Source organism: Collinsella sp. AM43-1 (genome assembly GCF_003467925.1).
Lineage (GTDB): Bacteria > Actinomycetota > Coriobacteriia > Coriobacteriales > Coriobacteriaceae > Collinsella.
The window spans coordinates 1-16391 of the sequence record NZ_QSFR01000016.1; the positions used below are offsets into that span (position 1 = coordinate 1).

Sequence of the window (16391 nt, forward strand, 5' to 3'; positions counted from 1 at the left end):
GTCGTTTCCGTGCCCCTGGATTGGGTCATAGTGTCTGTCGTATGCCTATCCTGCGACGTCTCAACCCTCGCAGCGGAAGATATCCAATCCCCTACGCTTGACGGTAATGATCGAAGAAGTCGGCGAGGTCCTCGAGCGACTCTTTGAGCACTTCCATACGCGGCAGGTACACGATGCGGAAGTGGTCGGGCTCGGCCCAGTTAAAGCCGCCGCCGCGGGTGATCAGGATCTTCTTCTCGTGCAGCAGGTCGAGGGCGAACTGCTCGTCATCTGTGATGTTGAATTTCTTGACATCCATCTTGGGGAAGATATAGAACGCCGCGCGGGGCTTGACCACCGAGATGCCATCGATCTTGCTGAGCGCCTCGTACACAAAGTTGCGCTGCTCATACACACGACCGCCAGGACGGATGTAGTCGTTGACAGACTGGTGTCCGCCGAGTGCCGTCTGAACGATCGACTGAGCCGGCACGTTGGAGCACAGGCGCATGTTGGAGAGCATGTTGATGCCCATGATGAAGTCGCTCATGCAGCGTTGGTTGCCCGAAAGCACCATCCAGCCAATACGATAGCCCGCGATCATGTGCGACTTGGACAGACCGCTAAAGGTAACGCAGGGCAGGTCGGGGGCGAGCGAGGCAATCGAGACGTGCTCGTAGCCGTCCATGCACAGGCGGTCGTAGATCTCATCGGCAAAGATCATCAGCTGATGCCTGCGCGCAACCTCGACGATGCCCTCGAGCACCTCGCGCGGATAGACGGAACCCGTGGGGTTGTTGGGGTTGATGATGACGAGGGCTTTGGTCGCGCTCGTGATCTTGGACTCCATATCCTCCAGGTCGGGATACCAATCCGCCTGCTCATCGCACAGATAGTGCACGGGATGACCGCCGGCAAGGGTTGCGCACGCCGTCCAGAGAGGATAGTCGGGGCTGGGGATCAGAATCTCGTCGCCATTGTCGAGCAGCGCGTTCATCGAAAGCTGAATGAGCTCGGATACGCCGTTGCCTGTGTAGATATGCTCCATCTGAACGTTGGGCAAGCCCTTGATCTGCGAATACTGCATGATCGCCTTGCGCGCGGAGAACAGGCCACGCGAGTTGGAATAGCCTTCGCAGTCGGGCAGCTGCTGGCGCATGTCCTTGATGACCTCATCGGGCGTGCGGAAACCGAAGGGCGCCGGGTTGCCGATATTGAGCTTGAGGATGCGCTCGCCCTCGTCCTCCATACGGGCGGCCTCGTCGACGACGGGACCGCGCACGTCATACAGGACGTTATCGAGCTTGGTGGATTTAGAAAAAGTACGCATGGTGGCGCTCCTTGCAATTTGAGCTGAGGGATGGGGTTCGGGCTTGGAATCGTTGCGGGGAGATGATTCCTCGCCTTGGTCGGCGTCACCGGCGAGCAGCCAGGTAACATCGACCTCCAAAATACGGGCGAGCAGCTCTGCCACATCGCGCCGCGGAATCGTCTTGCCGCTCACATATTGGCTCATCTGACTCTTGCCGAGTTTTTTGCCGAGCATCTCCGATGCGCGGATTACGTCCGACTGGCGAACGTCGCGATCGGACATAGTCTGTCGCAGGCGATCGCTAAACGTCTCTTGGGCCACAGGAACCTCCTTGCTGGCAAAGTTCAATTTATAGAACACGAATTGAACCAGGGTTCAATTTAGCAAGCAGTATAGCGCGGCACCTCATTTGAAAGTTCAATTTCAAAAATAAAATGAGCCAAACCTCGAGATTTATCCCAAAGCGACAACGGCGTGCGCTCATTTAGAGGTATTCAAGGAATCGAGCGGCGGCAAGTGAAACATCGGCCGTTCGATATATGGCGTTGATCTGCCGATGGGGATGTCCTTCGAGCGAACGAATGGCGACATTGAACTGGCAGCGGCGCAAGATGAGCGCCGGAAGGACGCTCACGCCCAGGCCGTCCTCGACCATGGCCATAATCGCATAGTCATCCCAGGTCGACAGCTTTGAGCGCACGGTCAGCCCCGCCCGACGGAACAGCGGCGTAATCTCGTCATCGGTGCCGCGTTCTAGCAGAATAAACTGCTCGTTGGCCAAATCGGCAAGAGAAACGACCTCCGCCGTGGCAAGCAAAGAGTCTGCCGGTACTACCGCCATCAACTCGTCGCGCACCAAAGACCGCGATGCCATGCCGTTTTCTCGGGGCCCACGTGGGATAAAGCCCAGGTCGCAACGACCCTCAGCCACCCATTGTTCAATCTCTGAGTAATCGCCCATCAGCAACTCATAATCGACGTCCGGGTGATCGGCGCGAAAGCGCGCAATCACCGGCGGCAGCACGTGGGTCGCCACACTCGAAAACGTACCGATGCAGATTTTGCCGCGCATGAGCCCACGCATCTCATCCACGCGTCGCTGCAGGCGGCCAAACTCTTCGCATAACGCCTCGACTGCCGGCATGACCTGCCGCCCGTCGGCAGAAAGTGTCACGCCCTCGCGACTGCGGTCGAGTACCTTAAAACCCCAGTCTGCCTCAAGGTCGCCCACCATGCGGCTCACGCCCGACTGCGAATAGCTCAACCGCTCTGCAGCACGCGTAAAGCTGCCGGCACGCACCGTCTCGAGCAGCACTTGCATCTTTTGGATATTGGTCTCCACGGCACGCCTCCACCTTTACATGAGTTTTTGTCATGTTTGCCATGCATTATATTCGCTTTTCTTCTAAAGCCAGTTCACCCATAGTGAACATGCTCGGATATAGAGGGGATGTCAGCGCATGAACAACGGACTGTTTACGTACTTAGCAGCATTGCTATTGTTTGGCTCCAACGGCATCATCGCCGCTGCCATCGCGCTGCCGAGCTCCGATATCGTGCTGCTGCGCACGTTTTTGGGCGCACTCTCGCTTGTCACCATCCTCGCCATCACCCAACGCCATAAGTTGCAGGCGCCATCTCGCCCCCGCGAAGCCGCAGCCCTGATCCTCTCGGGAGCCGCGCTGGGTGCCAGCTGGATTTTTCTGTTCCGCGCCTACCAGACGATCGGCGTCGGCGTATCCTCGCTGCTGTACTACTGCGGCCCCATCATCGTCATGGCCCTCTCGCCGTTTATCTTTGGCGAAAAACTGACCGGGGGCAAAATCGCCGGCTTTATCGCCGTCGCCTGCGGCGCTTTTCTCGTTGCAGCGCAGGATCTCGGCGGCAACATGCCCATTGCGGGCATCGTCTGTGGCATTGCCTCGGCCTTCTGCTACGCGTTGATGGTCATCGCCAGCAAAGGCGCGCCACACATCGAAGGCCTCGAGAACTCTGCACTCCAGGTGAGCGCCGCCTTTGTGACCGCGCTGGTCCTCACGCTCGTCACCCAAGGCGCCCCCTCGTTCTTTTCCCCCGGTATCGCCGCAAGCATCGATTGGCGTGCCGTCGCTATGCTCGGCGTCGTCAACACCGGCGTCGGCTGCCTGCTTTACTTTAGCGCCGTCGCCAGGCTGCCCGTGCAGACCGTCGCGGTTGTCGGCTACCTCGAGCCGCTTTCGGCCGTTGTGTTCTCCGCCATCCTTTTGAGCGAAGGCATAACGCCGGTCCGCCTGATGGGCGCCGCGCTCATCATCGGCGGCGCGGTCTTTTGCGAACTCGCCGGCAAACGCGCAAGCACCAAGGCTGGTATCGCCCAGGCAGCGCGCGCTTAAGGGACATTTTCTCGGGGCGCATGCGGGATAAAGCCCAGGTCGCAGTGGCCCTGCACCTCACGGGAGATGCAGGGCCATTTTGCATTGCAGTAAAGCTATGGGCTACGAACGACGCGGCTCGGGAACCACGAGCCTATCGGGGCTCGCGCCCTCGGCATCCATCAGGCTCACGTAGCGAATCGATGGGTCATCGTAGGTCGCGTAGTAATAATTGCCCGTACGCGCGCTAAAGCATCCGGTGTAGATGGTCTTCTCGAACTTGCCGTCGCCCATCTTGGACGCTCCCTCGATCATCGCCACGCCCTCGAGCGAGCGGAACATGCGGACGACGTTTTCGGCCTCGCTGCCCTTTTGCGGGTAATTGGCATTGAGGTAGGCCGCCTTTACAAAACGGCTCGGCGAATAGCAGTCGCCCGGAATACCGCGCATGCCGGCACCAGCGCCATAGGGCTTGAGCTCGGCGGCGCGCCATGTCGCCGTCTGCGGAAAATCGCTGGTGGCGGTGATATAGGTGCGCAGGTTTTCCATATGCCACGGGAAAGTCGGCTGGTTGGCAAGGGTATCGACCGGGTCGTCGTATACATGCAGGCCGTCGGCCATCATCTCGACCACGATACTGCGCTGGCTGTCGCCGATAATCCAATGGAGCAGCGACACGCCCAGGCCCTCGCCGGCAGATTTGGCGACAATCACCGTATCGCGCAGTGCAGCCTCGGCCTCGTCGACCGTCGAGAACGTCGCCGCCACCCACAGGGGAAACTCGTAGGCCGCGATATTGGTCTTGCCATCAACCGGCCCCTCGGCATACTCGGCATAGCCGGGAAAGTTGAGCCCCGCCACAGCCAGGCCCGCATCGTTGCCGCAATCGAAAAACATGGGATAGTTCTTGTAATCGATACACATACCGATTACCGCATGCGCCGCCGTCGCATCGTCGATAAACGAGTACGGGATGTGGAACCCGCGGGGCACCACGCGAACCTGCTCGCCGTATCCAAAGCTCCAGTCGAGGTTGCGGCCCAGATACATGTGGCCGGAATTATCGGTAAATCGAATGCTCGTGCACATAGCGCCTCCTAGCTCAATGTTCTTACTAAGGTCATTGTCACCAAACAAAGGAGCGCTAAACAAAAAAGTCCGGACATGACAACAATGTCATACCCGGACTAAAAACGACGAGGTGCGGTGCTTTGGTCCCCTTAGACCAACTTTCCAAGACAGTGATCAATCATGTGCTGGATCATTTGCGCCTCAAAGCCTGCGTAATCGCGGCGGCACTCCTTCATCTTGCCGTCGACGATCTGGTCAAAGGCAACCTTGCACTTGATATAGCGCGTGGACTTGGTGACCTCCTCGTGCGTCAGGCAGCTCTCCTCCATCTTGCTGGCACCCAGGCCAAACACCAGACGGGGGTTGTAGAGCACGTGGGGCTCGCCGGCGTCGTCCAGGTAGACGCAAACCTTCTTGGTAACGCCAATCTGGTTAGCGGCAAGGCAGCCGGCATCGTCGAGCGACTTGATGGTATCGATCAGGTCCTGAGCAACCGACTCGTCCTCGACGGTCGCAACCTCGCAACGCTGGGACAGGATAGCCTCGTCGTGGCAAAGCTCTTTAATCATACGTTCCTCCATAGGGGTCGTTGTAACCGCTTAAGTATACGGTACCTACACAATTTCATGCGAAAGATACCGCCCGTCCGTTACAAACCGCCGAACATCAACATGTGAGGAACACCAACTTCACAAAGGCGATATAGTGGGTGGGTTCGTGTCAATCGGCCTAAACTCGGGGCCGAACAAGGAAAGGGTATGCATGGACGAACTTTTTCACGTCAGTGAGCGCAAGTCCACAATCGGGACCGAACTTCGCGCTGGACTGACAACATTCCTGGCGATGGCCTACATCATCGCCGTCAACCCCGCAGTGCTCTCGGGCGCCGGCATCGATGCGGGAGCGCTCGCCTGCGCCACTTGCCTGGGCGCCGGCATCATGACCATCTGCATGGGCATCTTCGCCAACCGTCCGCTCGCATGCGCGTCGGGCTTAGGCGTCAACGCGATGATCGCTGGAATCACCACCACCGTCTGCGGCGGTGACTGGCACGTGGCCATGAGCGTCATCTTCCTTGAGGGCGTCGTCATCTTGCTGCTCGTGCTTTGTGGCCTGCGCGAGGCCATCATGGACGCCATCCCGGTTGTCCTGCGTCACGCCATCTCGGTGGGTCTGGGCCTGTTCATCGCCATGATTGGCCTGTGCGATGCCGGCATTATCACCGCTGGCGCCGGTACACTCGTCGGTCTGGGCGACATCACCTCCCCCACCTTCATCGTCGGCATCATCTCCATCCTGGTGACGGTCGCCCTCGCCTGCCGCAACGTCCCCGGCTCGCTGCTCATCGGCATCATCGTCGCCGTTATCGCCGGTATCCCCCTGGGTGTGACCCAGGCTCCGACCGGCATCATCGCCCCGCTCGACTTCTCGAGCATCGGCGGCCCCATCGCCGACGCCGGCGGCGTGCCCGCCATCGTCAAGGTCCTTACCGACCCCACGCTCCTCGTCATCTCGTTCTCGCTGCTCATGAGTGACTTCTTCGACACCATGGGCACCGCGATGGCCGTGGCCAAGCAGGGCGAGTTCCTCACCGACGACGGCAACGTCGAGAATATCAAGGAGATCCTGATCGTCGACTCCGCCGCCGCTGCTGTGGGCGGTTTCATGGGCGTCTCCTCCATCACCACCTTCGTCGAGTCCACTTCCGGCGCCGCCGACGGTGGCCGCACGGGCCTCACCTCCGTCACCACCGGCGTGCTGTTCATTCTCGCCGCGTTCTTCTCCCCCATCGTCACCATCGTTTCCAGCGCCGCCACCTGCGGTGCTCTGGTCTACGTTGGCTACCTCATGATGAGCGAGGCCTCCGAGATCGACTGGTCCGACGTGTCGCAGGGTTTCCCGGCGTTCATGATTGTCGCCGGCGTACCCTTCACCTACTCCATCTCTGCCGGCATTGGCCTGGGCTTTATCGCCTACGTGATCGTCGCGCTCTTTAAGGGCGAGGCCTCCAAGATCAAGCCGCTCATGTGGATTGCAGCCCTTGCCTTCCTCGTCTACTTCTTCGTGGCGTAACGGTACAGTCTGCCAAAGCAGAACACAAAAGCGCGGAGTCGCATCGAGCGGCTCCGCGCTTTTCTTTTAAAGCCAGGCAACGCACGGACGCGCGATGTATTGCTTCCCAAGTTTTGGACATTTTGCCCTCCAAACGGCACTACCGCCGGCTACATCCTGCAGATATGCTGGGCGTAATCGCATAGGCCCTATGAGGATGGGAGCAACCATGGCCGCCCTGTTCACGACCCCCAAGCGCAATGACAAAACCTCTGGAGCCCATTTTATCGAGCCCGACGCACGCCGTCGCACGCTGCTCGCACACGGCAGCTGGCGCCGCGTGACACACCGCATCGTCGTGGGCGCCGTATGCGCGCTCACGGCAAGCTCGCTGCTCATGCCGAGCGTCTCACTCGCGGCCGAGTGGGTCAACGTCGGCGGCACTCAGTACAACACTGCAGCAGGCGACGAGGCCGGCACCTGGGCCTGGGACGGCGCCGACGACATGAAGCTCAACGGCTATAACGGCGGCGCGATCGAGGCAGCGGGCAAGCTCAACGTGAGCTACGAGGGCAACAACACCGTCACTAACGACGACGGCCGCGGCATCAAGGTTAAGGATGGCGCGAACGAGAACGCCGAGCTTAATATTCAGGGCGACGCGTCCAGCACGCTCAACGTGGCATCTTCTCGTGACGCCATCACTTCCGTCGGCAACATCAACATCGACGGCGCTGGCACTGTCAACGCCACGAGCACCGAGCACGATGCCATCGATGCCGGGGGCGATGTCGCCATCAAGGGCTCGGGAAACGTTAACGCCACGGGCGATTCGGATGGCATCAGGGCCGACGGCAACATCACGATCGACAACAGCGGAACCGTCACCGCCAAGGCCACCGAGGATCAGGGTATCGATGCTAACGAGAACCTCATCATAAAGGGCGGCGGCAAGGTAGAGGCAAGCTCTATCGAGGACAATGCGATTTGGGCCGACGGCAGTATCGAGATCTCGGGTGGCAGCCAGGTCAAGGCAAGCTCCGAGGAAGACGCCGCCATCGACGGTAAAAACAGCCTCACGGTCACGAACGCTTCCCTCAACGCAGGTGGCGTTGGGTATGGCATCTATGTCTACAAGGGCATCACGCTCGATGGCGCGACCGTGACGGTCCGCGCAAGCTCAGATGGCGGGGAAGTCAGCGCACTCTTCACCGATGAGGACGACATCGTCATCAAGAACGGCTCGACTGTGGATGCGCTCGCAGAAGGCAGGTTCTCGGTTGCAATCTCCACCAGTAATTTCTACTCCGGCGAAGCGGGTGGCCATATCTACATCAGCGACTCCGTTGTCAAGGCCATAGCCCGCTATGCCGAGACCGGCGGCGACGGCCCCGACCACTACAGTGGAGACCAAAACGACGAAATCATCCCTGAGTCCGAGGGCCTGAACATCGGCATCTTCGCGCAGACCAGCGAGGGCATCACGCCCGCGACCATCTCGATCGTCCGCAGCAGGGTCACGGCCGAGGGAGACACGGCGGCAATCTTCGCCCTTGCCATGAGCGCGGACGGCAAGGCGATCGGCACCATCGAAATCGAAGGAGCCACCATCCAGACGCCTGAAGGCGGCAAGGTCATTGACTATCGCAACAAGGAAGAACTCAGCGACGGCATCGTCTACGAGGCGGGTCAAACCATCGGCACGGGCGACGCCGTGATCGACTCCCCCTACAACGAAGCAGTCGCCAAGCACACGCTCATCGCGCCTCCCGAGGAGACCAAACCCGAGGAAAAGCCCGGCGAGACCAAGCCGGGTTCCAAGTCCGAGGGCGCGAAGACGATCAAGACCGTTGCAGTTGCAGCCACGGGAGCCAAGACCGCCGGCAAACTCGCGGCAACCGGCGACGCCTCGAGCGCAGCCATCATAGCGACCGCCCTTGTAGGAACGGCCGCTATCGTCACAGGCGCCCTGGCGAGTCGCAAACGCTCGTAAACACTTTTTCGCACAGGACGGGTGGATCGCGGCTCTTGCCTTCCCCGTCTACTTCTTCGTAGCGTAAGGGCAAGGCTGCAAAAGCTGAACAATAAAGCGCGGAGTCGCCATGCGGCCCCGCGCTTTTCTTTTAGCGTCGGTCCCTGCGCCGGCGTGCGGCCTATTTCTCCCCCATTTTGGCCATTTTGCCCTCCAAACGGCACTACCGCCGGCAACATCCAGCAGATACGCTGAATCTAGCCGTATAGGCCCTATGAGAACGGGAGCAACCATGGCAGCCTTGTTCACGACCCCCAAACGCAATGACACTACCGCCGGAACCCATGTTGCCGAACCCGACGTTCGCCGTCGCATAGGACTCGCGCACGGCAGCTGGCGCCGCGTGACGCGCCGCATCGTCGTAGGCGCCGTGTGCGCGCTCACGGTGAGCTCGCTGCTCATGCCGAGCGTCTCGCTCGCGGCGGAATGGGTCAAGGTCGGCGAAACCAAATACAACGCCGGCACTGCGGCGGGCGACGAGACCGGCACCTGGTCGTGGGACGGCGCCGACGACTTGAAGCTCAACAACTATAACGGCGGCGAGATCCAGGCCGCAGGCAAGCTCAACGTGAATTACTCGGGAAACAACATCGTCACTGCCGACTGGATCGAAGGCATCAAGGCTTCTCATGGCAAGAATGAGAACGCCGAGCTCAATATCCAAGGCGACGCGGGCAGCACGCTCAGCGTGACATCTACTGAGGACGCTATCCTCTCCACGGGTAATATCAACATCGACGGAGCCGGATCCGTCAACGCCACGAGCGCTGGGTTTGATGCCATCGACGCCGAGGGCGATCTCGCTATCAAAGGTTCGGGCAACGTCAACGCCACGGGCGTATCGGATGGCATCAGGGCAAACGGCAATATCACGATTGACGACAGCGGGGCCGTCACCGCCAGGGCTACCAAGGACAAGGGTATCGGAACCGACAAGAACCTCACCATCAAGGGTGGCGGCACAGTCGAGGCAAGCTCAGCCGATGGTGAGGCCATTTGGAGCGGCGGCAACATCAATATCTCGGACGGCAGCCAGGTCAAGGCGAGCTCCGAGAAAGACGCCGCCGTCGAGGCCAAGGGCAGCCTCGCAGCCACAAACGCCTCCCTCAACGCAAACGGTGTTGAATATGGCGTCTATGCCCACAAGGGCATCACACTCGATCATGCAAACGTGACAGTCCGCACAAGTAAAGGCAGATACGGTGGCGCCATTGCCCTCTTCACCTACCAAGACGATATCGTCGTCAAGAACGGCTCCACCGTGGACGCGTTTGCGGAAGGCGAGGTTTCGGCTGCATTCTCCACCAGAAACGATCGACCCAACGAGGAGGGTGGCCACATCTACATCAGCGACTCCGTTGTCAAGGCCATAGCCCGCTATGTCGAGAACGGCGACGGCCCCATCCCCTACAGCGAAAACCAAGATGGTGAGACGAGCCCCGAGCCCCAAGGCGAGAACATCGGCATCATCGCCCAGACCAGCGAGGGCGTCACACCCGCAGTCATCTCGATCATCCGCAGCAAGGTAACGGCCGAAGGAGATACAGCGGCAATCTTTGCCCGTGCCATGAGCGCTGACGGCAAGACAATCGGCACCATCAAGATTGAGAACGCCGCCATCCAGACGCCCGAAGGCGGCAAGGTCATTGACTATCGCAAGCTCCGTGACGGCATCTACGAGGCAGGCCAAGCCATCGGCACGGGCGACGCTGTGATCGACTCCCCCTATAACGAAGCTGTCGCCAAGAGCATGGTCATCGCACCTCCCGAGGTAGCCAAGCCGGAAGACCCCAAGCCCGACGAGACCAAGCCCGCAGAAAGCAAGCCCGCGGAGTCCAAGCAGAACCCCAAGCCTGAGGGCTCAAAGCCGACCAAGGCCGTTGCGGCTTCAATCACGAAAGCCAAGACTACCGGCGCGCTCGCGGCAACCGGCGACACCTCGGGTGCGGCCATCGTGGCAACCGTCCTTGCGGGAACAGCTGCTATCGCCGCAGGCACCATGGCGAGCCGCAAGCGCTCTTAGACGCCTCTGCGCACATGGCAGCTCCCGCGAAGGCCCCGAGTCCCAGCACCGTTTAACAACGCCACCGCCGAGCTCCCCTCCGGCGGTGGCGTTTTCCATATGCGTCCGCAGGGTATGCACGAGATTGTCTTTGGTCTAGCCCAATCTGCATGAGCCGGCGTGCGACAATGGGGGCCGTCGATATCACAACGCCGAGAGAAGCCCGTCATGGAAGCGTATCAAAAGCAGATAACCGTTCATGCACAGCATGCCGAAAGCGCACCAGTCATCTATCTTCCCGTGGTCATGGGCGACGGCACGGAGGTTTATGAACGCTGCCGAGAGCTCAACTGCCCGCCCTTCACGCTTGTCGGCATTGGCAGCCTCAACTGGAATCGCGAGCTGAGCCCCTGGGGATGCGACGGAACCGTGCGCGATGCCGAGCCCTTTGGCGGTCAGGCATCCGGATTTCTCGATGAGCTGTTGAACTGGATAATCCCAGAGGCCGAGTCGTCGCTTCCTCAGCCGCCCACCTGGCGCGGCATTGCCGGCTACTCGCTCGCGGGCCTCTTCGCGCTCTGGTCCCTCTGGCAAACCGACGCCTTTAGCCGCGCCGCAAGCGCATCGGGGTCGTTGTGGTTTCCCGACTTTGTCGATCGCGCCAGCACGACCCCTTTTGCCGGCAACCCGCAGGCCGTCTATCTGTCACTCGGCAAAAAGGAAACCAAGACGCCCAACCGCATGATGCGGCATGTACTCGACGACACGCGCGCCATGGAAAAACTGCTCGGCGAACGTGGTATTCCCACGACGCTGGAGCTCAACCCCGGCAACCACTTTGCCCAAACCGACTTGCGCATGGCCCGCGGCATCCACTGGATACTGACGCATTAAAAATGGCGCCCACGCGTGCATACGCATGGGCGCCATTTATTTTGTTTTAGCTGAACGCAGCCGCTACTTAGCAGCCTCCTCGAGCTCGGAGACATCAAACTCGAAGTCATTACCCGGCAGAATCGCGTTGAGCACAATACCCACCAGCGAGCCAACGGCAAGGCCCGAGAGCGAAATCGTCACGCCGCCCAGCTCCAGCACGATGGCACCGGCGGTGCTGTACGCAATGCCGAGCGAAAGCACGAGTACCAGAGCGGCCACCAGCACGTTGCGGTTGTTCTGGAAATCGACCTGGTTCTCAATGAGGTTGCGTACGCCCACGGCACTGATCATGCCATAGAGCACGAGCGACACGCCACCGATAACGCATGCCGGCATGGCGGCGATTACGGCAGCGAACTTGGGGCAGAACGAAAGCACGATGGCGCAGCACGCGGCAATGCGAATCACGCGCGGGTCGAACACGCGCGTCAGGGCGAGCACGCCGGTGTTCTCGCCATACGTGGTGTTGGCCGGAGCGCCAAAGAGCGACGCCAGAATCGTGGCGAGACCATCGCCGAGCAGCGTGCGATGCAGGCCGGGATCGGCAATGTAGTTGCGCTCACAGGTGGAGCCAATAGCGGAGATATCACCGATATGCTCGATCATGGTCGCGAAAGCCAGCGGCATGATGGTGATGATGGCCGTCGTGGCAAGACCGCTATCGAACTGCGGGCCAAAGAGCGCAAACACGGTGTTGTCCCACACGATGGGAAGACCGACCCACGGCGCGGCGGCAACGCCCGAAAAATCAACCTCACCCAACGCGGCCGCAACGGCATAGCTCACCACGACGCCCAGCAGAATCGGCACAATCTTGACCATGCCGCGGCCCCAGATGTTGCAGATGACGATCACTGCCACGGCGATAACGGCGACGAGCCAATTGGTCTGGCAGTTGGCAATGGCGGAGCTTGCCAGGATCAAGCCGATGGAAATGACGATAGGACCAGTCACCACCGGCGGGAAGAAGCGCATGACGCGCTTGGCACCAAACGCGCGGAAGAGTGCCGCGAGTACCGGATAGAGTAGACCGGCGCAGGCAACGCCCAGGCAAGCGTAGGGCAAAAGCTCGGCTTCACCGTTCGGCGCAATGGCAGCATAGCCTGCGATAAAGGCAAACGACGATCCCAGGAATGCAGGGACCTTACCGCGCGACAGGAAGTGGAACAGCAGGGTGCCCAAGCCGGCAAACAATAGTGTTGCCGATACCGAGAGGCCGGTGAGCACAGGCACCAGCACGGTGGCGCCAAACATGGCAAACAGGTGCTGCAGACCGAGCAAAAACATGCGCGGGCGGCCGAGCGACGATGCATCGTAGATGGCATCGGTGACGGCGGGCGTCGAAGACTGGGACATGGATGTCCTTTCGAATGGAAGGGCGATCGGGCATATCGGATAACCTGCCCGAACGATACGATCCGAACCATTGTACGCGATACGCCATGTCTCGCATGCGCCGTCACCTGCGAACGTTACCGCTATTTCCAAACGCGCTCGGCAACGCGCTTGACCAGCGCGATCTTTGCCCATTGCTCGTCCTCGGTCAGCTTGTTGCCAATCTCGCAGCTGGCAAAGCCACACTGCGGAGACAGATACAGGTTCTCGAGCGGCACATACTTTGCCGCCTCGTGAATACGCTCGACGATGGCATCCTCGTCCTCGAGCTCTGCCGCCTTGGTGGTCACCAGGCCCAACACGACCTTCTTGCCGGGGGCAACGTACTTGAGCGGCTCAAAGCCACCGGCACGCGGCGTATCGAACTCAAGATAGAACGCATCGACGTTCTCGTGTGCGAACAGGTACGGCGCGATGGGGTCATAGCCGCCCTCGAAGGCATAGGTAGAGTGGTAGTTACCACGGCACACGTGCGTGTTAATGACAAGGTCATCGGGCTTGCCCTCGATGGCGGCGTTGTTGAGCGCCACGCCCAGCTCACTCACCTTTTGCAGATCAACCGGGCTCATACCGGTCTTTGCCACGAAATCGGTGTCGCAGTAGATACCCCAGGTACAGTCATCAAACTGGATGTTGCGGCAGCCCGCGGCATACAGGTCGGCAATCACGGTGCGGTATGCTGCGGCAATGGCATCGGCGAGCTCTTCGTCGGTCTTGTAGACGGCGTGCAGACTCTCCTGCTGGCCATCGCAGCGGTCGAGCGTGACTTCGGAGAACGTCTGGATCGGTGCCGGAATGGTCTGGCGCGCAATCTGGCCCTCCCCCTCGAGCGCCTTGACAAATTTGAAGTGCTCGACGAACGGATGATTCTCGCCGTTAATGGGACCGGTTACCACGGCAGTGTCGGCGGTAGTCTCCTCATCGTGGAACATATAGCCTGTACGCGAGGTGCGACGCTCGACGCCGTTCAGCCCCCACATAAAATCGAGGTGCCAGTAGCTGCGGCGGAACTCGCCATCGGTAATCACCTGCAGGCCGGCAGCCTTTTGCCTGTCCACTAGGTCGCGAATGGCCTCATCCTCGACGGCCTTAAGCCCCTCGGCGTCAAGCGTGCCTGCCGCATAGGCAGCGCGGGCATCCTTTACGGCCTGCGGACGAAGAAAGCTGCCGACGATATCGGCACGAAACGGCGCGTTCGGTTGAATCGAAGTGCTCATAGATATCTCCCTTTGCATTGGTTGCTTTACTGGGACAGAGTATGAGCGCTCATATGGACATCGTAAAATATATGTTTATAACAGTTTGATATAGATGTTTCCTATATCAGTTTGGACTGCCATAAAGAGATTTGACCCGCGCAGAACGCAGCAGTCTAGATGTGCTGACGAATCGCGTCGATATAGGCCTGCCCATAGCGCGTGAGCGTCGTGTTCTTGCGCGTGATAATGCCGATCTCCATGTATTCGTCCACATCGAGCGGAATCGAGATAATACCGGGGCCATTGAGCTCGTGGCTAATCACGCCCGAACACACCGTGTAGCCGTTAAGGCCCATAGCTAGGTTGAACAGCGTCGCACGGTCGCGCACGCGGATATTCTTGCGACGCTCAAAGGTCGAGGTCAGCTCCTCAGAATAATAAAACGAGTTATAGCTGCCCTGCTCATAGGACAGGAACGGGTAGTCTTCCAGATCCTCTAGCGTCACGCTGGAGCGGTCCGCCAACGGATGGTCGGCGCAGACGAAGACATGCGGCGTGGCGCAGAAGAGCCCTTCGAACACGAGCTCGTTGGCCACCAGCATGCGCTCGATGACCTCGCGGTTGTGCTCGGACAGATATAGGATGCCCAGCTCGCTTTTCATGTGCGCGACATCCTCGATAATCTCGTGGGTCTGCTCCTCGCGCAGGGTAAAGTCGTAGCGCGCGGCATCGAACTCGCGGATTACATCGACAAACGCATTAACGGCAAAGGAATAATGCTGGCAGCTCACACTAAAGTGCGGCACCTGCTCGGACGCGCCCTTGTACTTGCCTTCGAGCAGATCCGCCTGATCGAGCACCTGGCGCGCGTAGCCCAAGAAGGTCTCGCCCTCCTCGGACACAATGACACCCTTGTTGGTGCGCTCAAAGATGTGCACACCCATCTCGTTTTCGAGATCGCGGATCGACGCGGTAATCGAAGGCTGCGACACAAAGAGCCGGCGCGAGGCCTCGGTGATGCTGCCGCATTCGGCAACTTTGACGACATACCTGAGCTGTTGAAGCTTCATGATGGCCTCCCTAGACGTCCGCGAAACCCGAACCCGCCGCATCTGCCTGACGCATAAACGACGGCATCTCCCCCGTCGCGGCGCAGGCGGCAATCTGATGCAGAGCCCCGGCAACCGCATCGTCTGCCGCAGCGCCGATATGCCAGCGCGCGGCAGCCGTGACGGCCTCGTTGGCATTGGCGACTGTAACGGAGTTGGGGACGGCACCGATCATGGGCAGGTCGTTATCGGAATCGCCAAATACGGCCACCTCGTCGGACGTCAGGTCCAAAGCGCGCGCCAGCTCCAGCGCAGCGCAACCCTTGTCCCAACCTGCTGGAAGAATGTCGAACAGGCGCACACGATTGTTGGGAAACACGAGCGAGAGTTCCGGCACCTCAGCGGCAACGCGCTCGCGTAGCTCCGCGAGCTCCTCACGCGAACGAGCACTCCAGATATTCGCCTTGAACACCGACGCGTCATCGACGACAGGACGGCACGGGGCCTCTTCGCCCTTGAGCCATGCGTTGCCGCCCGACTCCATGGCGCGGCGCACGCGCTCGGGGTCACTCGTCACACAATAGGCATCGTTGCCCCAAAAGTCATCACCCAGGCCGTAGACCTTCAGATACGTATCGTCGGTCTCTTGCTCCAAGTAGTCAGCCAAGCGCATAAGGGCGGCGTTGTCGGTCGCATGCGAGGCTACCACCTCGCCGTCCACAAACATGACCTGGCCGTTGCAGAACGCGCCGGTCGAGAAGCACTCGGCGCGATTGCGGAACATCCAGCCCATCGCGGAGGGCTGGCGACCCGAAACCGGGCCAAAGTGCAGACCCGCCGCCTGCATGGCATGAATGCCCTCGATGGCGTAGTCGCTGGCGCCGTCATGCCCGGCTGGAATCAGCGTATCGTCCATATCGGTCAGCACAAGTTTAATCATAAGGCCCCCTCGGTCATTCTTAATCCCGTCTATTGTACCGACCTGCCAAAAAGAGACAGGTTTATATTGGCAG

General features: G+C 60.0%; 13 protein-coding genes. 5 read left to right on the forward strand and 8 right to left on the reverse strand.

Annotated elements, in window-relative coordinates:
- Positions 1-91 precede the first annotated feature (91 nt).
- Positions 92-1573, reverse strand: a complete 1482-nt coding sequence (locus tag DW925_RS07845) for an aminotransferase class I/II-fold pyridoxal phosphate-dependent enzyme (protein ID WP_117790781.1) — start codon at positions 1571-1573, stop codon at positions 92-94.
- Between the two features lie 202 nt (positions 1574-1775).
- Positions 1776-2633, reverse strand: coding sequence for a LysR family transcriptional regulator (locus tag DW925_RS07850; RefSeq protein WP_117790761.1), 858 nt, complete (start codon positions 2631-2633; stop codon positions 1776-1778).
- Between the two features lie 118 nt (positions 2634-2751).
- Here DW925_RS07850 and DW925_RS07855 point away from each other — a divergent pair, with 118 nt between their 5' ends.
- Positions 2752-3663 (forward strand): DMT family transporter, encoded by a 912-nt coding sequence (locus DW925_RS07855; protein ID WP_117790762.1) that lies wholly within the window; start codon positions 2752-2754, stop codon positions 3661-3663.
- 102 nt (positions 3664-3765) lie between these two features.
- Here DW925_RS07855 and bsh read toward each other — a convergent pair whose 3' ends face one another.
- Positions 3766-4731 carry a choloylglycine hydrolase gene (bsh, locus tag DW925_RS07860; RefSeq protein WP_117636874.1) on the reverse strand — a complete coding sequence of 322 codons (966 nt, stop codon included), beginning with the start codon at positions 4729-4731 and terminating at the stop codon, positions 3766-3768.
- Positions 4732-4862: 131 nt separating this feature from the next.
- A complete protein-coding gene (locus DW925_RS07865; protein ID WP_035137017.1) occupies positions 4863-5282 on the reverse strand; it encodes a peptide deformylase in 420 nt (139 codons plus the stop codon).
- Positions 5283-5475: 193 nt separating this feature from the next.
- Between DW925_RS07865 and DW925_RS07870 the strand changes: the two genes are divergently transcribed.
- The 4 genes from DW925_RS07870 to DW925_RS07885 all read left to right on the forward strand — a co-directional run bounded on the left by DW925_RS07870 (position 5476) and on the right by DW925_RS07885 (position 11693).
- Positions 5476-6786: an NCS2 family permease gene (locus DW925_RS07870; RefSeq protein WP_117636875.1), complete on the forward strand. Its 1311-nt coding sequence runs from the start codon at positions 5476-5478 to the stop codon at positions 6784-6786.
- 208 nt (positions 6787-6994) lie between these two features.
- On the forward strand, positions 6995-8758 hold the full coding sequence (locus DW925_RS07875; RefSeq protein ID WP_158565759.1) for a carbohydrate-binding domain-containing protein: 1764 nt from the start codon (positions 6995-6997) through the stop codon (positions 8756-8758).
- A 271-nt stretch (positions 8759-9029) separates the two neighbouring features.
- On the forward strand, positions 9030-10820 hold the full coding sequence (locus DW925_RS07880; protein WP_158556469.1) for a carbohydrate-binding domain-containing protein: 1791 nt from the start codon (positions 9030-9032) through the stop codon (positions 10818-10820).
- Positions 10821-11027: 207 nt separating this feature from the next.
- Positions 11028-11693: an alpha/beta hydrolase gene (locus DW925_RS07885; protein ID WP_117582869.1), complete on the forward strand. Its 666-nt coding sequence runs from the start codon at positions 11028-11030 to the stop codon at positions 11691-11693.
- A 63-nt stretch (positions 11694-11756) separates the two neighbouring features.
- On the opposite strand, the gene DW925_RS07890 is transcribed toward DW925_RS07885, so the two are convergent.
- The 4 genes from DW925_RS07890 to DW925_RS07905 form a co-directional block, all read right to left on the reverse strand.
- Positions 11757-13091 (reverse strand): uracil-xanthine permease family protein, encoded by a 1335-nt coding sequence (locus DW925_RS07890; RefSeq protein ID WP_117582868.1) that lies wholly within the window; start codon positions 13089-13091, stop codon positions 11757-11759.
- Between the two features lie 122 nt (positions 13092-13213).
- Positions 13214-14347 (reverse strand): 5-methyltetrahydropteroyltriglutamate--homocysteine S-methyltransferase, encoded by a 1134-nt coding sequence (locus tag DW925_RS07895; protein ID WP_233540260.1) that lies wholly within the window; start codon positions 14345-14347, stop codon positions 13214-13216.
- Positions 14348-14502: 155 nt separating this feature from the next.
- Positions 14503-15399 (reverse strand): LysR family transcriptional regulator, encoded by an 897-nt coding sequence (locus DW925_RS07900; protein WP_117636881.1) that lies wholly within the window; start codon positions 15397-15399, stop codon positions 14503-14505.
- Positions 15400-15409: 10 nt separating this feature from the next.
- Positions 15410-16318 carry an HAD-IIB family hydrolase gene (locus tag DW925_RS07905; protein WP_117790766.1) on the reverse strand — a complete coding sequence of 303 codons (909 nt, stop codon included), beginning with the start codon at positions 16316-16318 and terminating at the stop codon, positions 15410-15412.
- Positions 16319-16391: the final 73 nt, after the last annotated feature.